We start from the raw sequence: 4,201 nt of genomic DNA, 5'->3' as shown, positions 1-4,201 counted from the left end.
CAGGTGTGTGGTCGCCAGCGCCACTCGCAGCCCTTCGGTGGCGAGCATCATCACCACCCGGGGAGTACCGGTTTTGTCCGCCAGGTATTCGGTGTGACCACTGAACGGAATACCCGCTTCATTGATCACCCCTTTGTGCACCGGGCCGGTAATCAGTCCCTGAAACGTCTCCGCCTGACAGCCGGCGATGGCAAAGTCCAGGGTCTGCAACACATAGGCGCTGTTGGCCGGGTTCAGTACGCCAGGCTCACAAGGCGCGCGCAGGGGCACAGGAGCGACGGTCAGCTCCCCTGGTCTCTGGGGTTGCGCCACATCGGCGGGATTGAATTCACGGACAGTCAGAGGCAGTCCCAGTTGCCGGGCCCGGTCCTGCAACAGTGCCGGGTCCGCGATCACCACAATTTCATCGGCGCGTTCGGTCTGGGCCAACTGGACCGCCAGATCCGGCCCGATCCCGGCCGGTTCGCCCGGCGTCAGCGCCAGGCGTAAAGGGTTACGAGCCTCGGTCACAACTTCTCTTCCACGTAAATCTCTTCCCGAATTTCCGCCAGCCAGGTCTGCAGCTCTTCGTCGAAGCGACGCTCGCGCAGCATGTTTGCGGCCTGATTGCGGATCATCTGTTCACTCATGTCCTGCTCGCGGCGATCTTCGACCGTCAGGATGTGCCAGCCAAACTGGCTCTTGAAAGGTTCACTGACCTCACCCACATCGGTCTCGTTCATGGTCTGATCAAAGGCGGGAACCATCTGGCCGGGCATGGTCCAGCCCAGATCGCCGCCCTGGAGCATGGAGCCGATATCCTCGGAGTGCTCCCGGGCCAGGTCGGCAAAGCTCTCACCGTTGAGCACCCGCTCGCGCAACTCGGTGAGTTTCTGCTCGGCAGCGGCATCGTCGACAATTTCCGAGGTCTTGATCAGAATGTGTCGGGCCTTGGTCTGCTCCACCATGCTGTTGCCGGTGTTGCTGCGGGTCTCATGCACTTTCAGAATATGGAAGCCGGCACCACTGCGCACCGGCTCGGACACATCGCCCTCTTCCAGTCCCGCGACCACATCGGCAAACAGCTCCGGTAGTTGCTCCAGTTTGCGCCAGCCAATTTCACCGCCCTGCAGGGCGTTGGCGTCGTTGGAGTGGGTGATGGCCATCTGTTCAAAGTCGGCGCCGTCCACCAGTTCCTGACGGATGCGCTCCGCCTCTTCCTGCACCTCAGAGGCCTCTTCGTCACTGGCACTGCTGGGCACCGAGAGCAGGATATGACCCAGGCGGTAATTCGGGGAGGTGGCAAACTTGCCATCGGTGGAGGCCAGGAAGCTTTCAATATCCTGCTGGTTGACGTCGATCCGACTGTTCACCACCGCCTGCTGGATCTGGTTGACCCACATCTCCCGGCGAATCTGGTCCCGGAAGCCCTCCAGCGTCTGCCCCTGGCTTTCCAGGTCGGCGCGCAGCTGCGCTTCGGTCAGGTTGTTGGTCTGCATGATGCGCGCGATGGTCTGATCCAGTTGCTGATCGGACACTTCAATGCCGAACCGGCGCCCCATTTCCATCTGCAGACGCTCGAGAATCAACTGGTCCAGAATCTGGTCCCGCAATACGCTGTCCGGGGGCAGATTCTGATTGCTGTCCGATTGCTGAATACGCGCCTTGATGGACGCCAGCCGCTCTTCCAGCTCGCTTTCGAGCACCACGTCTTCTCCGACGATGGCCACTACGCGGTCGAGCATTTCGGTTTCTGCCAGCGCCAGCGGGCTGGCCAGCAACAACGCCAGAACAGCGGGAATCAGACGTTGGGTAATCCGGTTTGCTTGCATAACAGTCAGTTATCTCTAATGGTTAGCGGATCGAACCGTCCCGGACGCCGTAGCCCGGAATGGCTTTCTCTAGCAGATCATTGACCTTGCGGTTGATGCTGCCCAGACCCTTGAATTGAAAATCAAAAATGATGCTCTGATCGTAATCGTCAGCGTCTACCCGCTCCAGAAAGTTCGGCGTGTAGTCGAAGTCCAGCCAGCGCCGGGCCAGCAGCCGGACCCGGTAACAGCAGTCGTTGTATTCGAGTCCGACGAAGGTATCGAGTTCCTTTTCATAGGTAAAGTCATAATTGGCGCGCCCGACCAGGCTCCACTGCGCCGCCACAGGCAGGTGGAAGGCAAAATCCACCTGATCCAGGGCCCGCTCCTGCACCGCGGTCGGGTCTTCCAGGCCCGGAGAGGGCGGCCGGTGAGTGTAGCGGTAGCCCAGGTGCATGATCCGGTCGGCCTGGTCCATATAGCGGATACTGGCATTGGCGCTGCCCAGTTGGCTTTCAAACTCGTTGTAGGCCACATTGGCGTTGATGTTGAGCCGATCGCCCACCCGGGCGGTGAACTGACCGGCCAGCTCGGAACGCTCGTAGGTCTCCTCGGGGCGCTCCGCGTCCGGATTCTCCTCGGGGTCATACTCAAGGTCTGGGGTGTTCAGACCGACCCGGCGATCGGAGAAATAGAAAATCTGCCCCACGCTGAGGCTCATCTGCTCCACCCCGGTCAGGGGGTCGATAAACCGGCTGGTCAGCCCCACGGAAAGCTGATTGGCGTCTTCGATCCGGTCCCCGCCGGCAAAACGGGAGGTGCGATACAGCTGGTTGTACTGGAAAGTCAGCGGCTTGGCATCAAACAGCACCGGACGATTGTTCCGGCTCACGCCGAACAGGTCGCTGTGATCTTCAAAGTCACTGTAAAAATAGAACAGCCGGGGCTCGAGCGTCTGCAGGAACCCCTTGCCGAACAGCTGGCCATCCCGCTCGAAGTACAGCCCCATATCGAGTGTGCCCTGGGGTACCACCAGACTGGGGTCGGGCTCAGCCCCTTCCGCCAATCGATCTTCGTCCAGTTGATAGCTCAGACTTTTGACAATCGCGCTCGGCTTGAAAAAGCCCCACACCCAGTCCTTGTCCCAGGTCAAACTGTAATCGGTGCGGAACCGCTCACCCACCAGCAGGTTATCGATGAACTCCGGGTTATCATTCTCGAAGGTGCTGTTCACGTCAAAGTAGGTGTACTCATTGTCCAGCCCCAGAACCCAGTTGCCCCACTGGTAGCGACCGTCGGCATTGATCCGGGGCAGTTCCCGGTGCGGCCATTTGGCGGTGCTCAGCGCGCGCAGCTCCTCGCCCTTGATGCCCAGCAACCAGTGATCCCCCTGGTAGGCGGCCCGGGCCCGCTTGGCCACCTGGGCGGTCCGGTTTACATCCAGACCGCTGCTGTTCAGGTCGCGCAGGTAATCGTTGTCGCTGATTGCGGTGTAGTCGATTTCCGTACTCCAGCGCTGCCCCGCACCGCCCTGCTGCAGTATCTGATACTGCCAGCGCGACTCGCCGAAGTAGGGGTTGAGGTCATCGCCCTCTTCATCGCTCACATCCCGCTGCGCCCCGCTGTAGGGGTTCTCGTCTTCGTCCAGAAAACCGCCGCTCACCCGGGTTTCAAAGTGCCGGGACAGATGTCGGGTTTCCAGCCCCCAGAGCGTTCCGCGCTTGGACATGTACTCCGGCGTAATGGTCGCATCCAGGTTCGGGGCAATATTCCAGTAAAACGGAATCGAGGCCTCGAACCCGTTGCGTCGGCTCTCCCCCAGTGAAGGGAACAGAAACCCGGTCTGACGGTGATCGTCGATCGGAAAGCGCAGGTAGGGGGCGTAGAATACCGGCACATTGAACACTTCCATGCGGGCGTGCTTGGCCGTGCCATAGTGGCGTTCGGGATAAATGTTGATCGCCTGCCCTTTCAGGCTCCAGGCATCGCTGCCCGGCTCACAGGTGGTCAGGGCGCTGTCTTCCAGACCGATAAAATGATCGCCCAGTTTGGTCAGCCGATCGGCTTTCCCCCGCACCCGACTTTCGTAGAGCACAAAGCGGGCGTCGTCGAGCTCGGCATCACCGCTGTCGAGGTTCATCTGGGCCGACTCGCTACGCAGCAGAACACCCGGCTCCCGGATCTGGATATCCCCGGACACCTGGGCATCGCGGGTGGTCTGGTCCACTTCCGCCCGATCCGCCCGCAGGCTGCGGGTTCCCTGGCTTACCCTGACATCACCCTCCAGGGTGTGGTGGGTCTGCCCGCGGGATTCGGAGCGATCCGCGCTCAGTCGGGTGGCCGCCTCATCCGGCGGCACCTGGGCGTCCGCATCGTCGCGCGCAGGCGCCATATAGGCCCCACAGCAGCCG

3 protein-coding genes are annotated in these 4,201 nt (G+C 61.1%); all 3 read right to left on the bottom strand.

Annotated elements, in window-relative coordinates:
- The coding region (locus B3520_RS02375; RefSeq protein ID WP_286875327.1) for a 4-hydroxythreonine-4-phosphate dehydrogenase PdxA at nt 1–510 on the bottom strand (510 nt) is incomplete at its 3' end.
- Nucleotides 507–1,811: a peptidylprolyl isomerase gene (locus tag B3520_RS02370; protein ID WP_123638055.1), complete on the bottom strand. Its 1,305-nt coding sequence runs from the start codon at nt 1,809–1,811 to the stop codon at nt 507–509. The genes B3520_RS02370 and B3520_RS02375, both read right to left, overlap by 4 nt.
- Nucleotides 1,812–1,833: 22 nt before the next feature.
- The coding region (locus B3520_RS02365; RefSeq protein ID WP_286875325.1) for an LPS-assembly protein LptD at nt 1,834–4,201 on the bottom strand (2,368 nt) is incomplete at its 5' end.

This window comes from Marinimicrobium sp. UBA4509 (assembly GCF_002388575.1).
GTDB lineage: Bacteria > Pseudomonadota > Gammaproteobacteria > Pseudomonadales > Cellvibrionaceae > Marinimicrobium > Marinimicrobium koreense.
The sequence above is the reverse complement of the archived record's forward strand: the minus strand, read 5'-3'. Positions and strand labels throughout refer to the sequence as shown.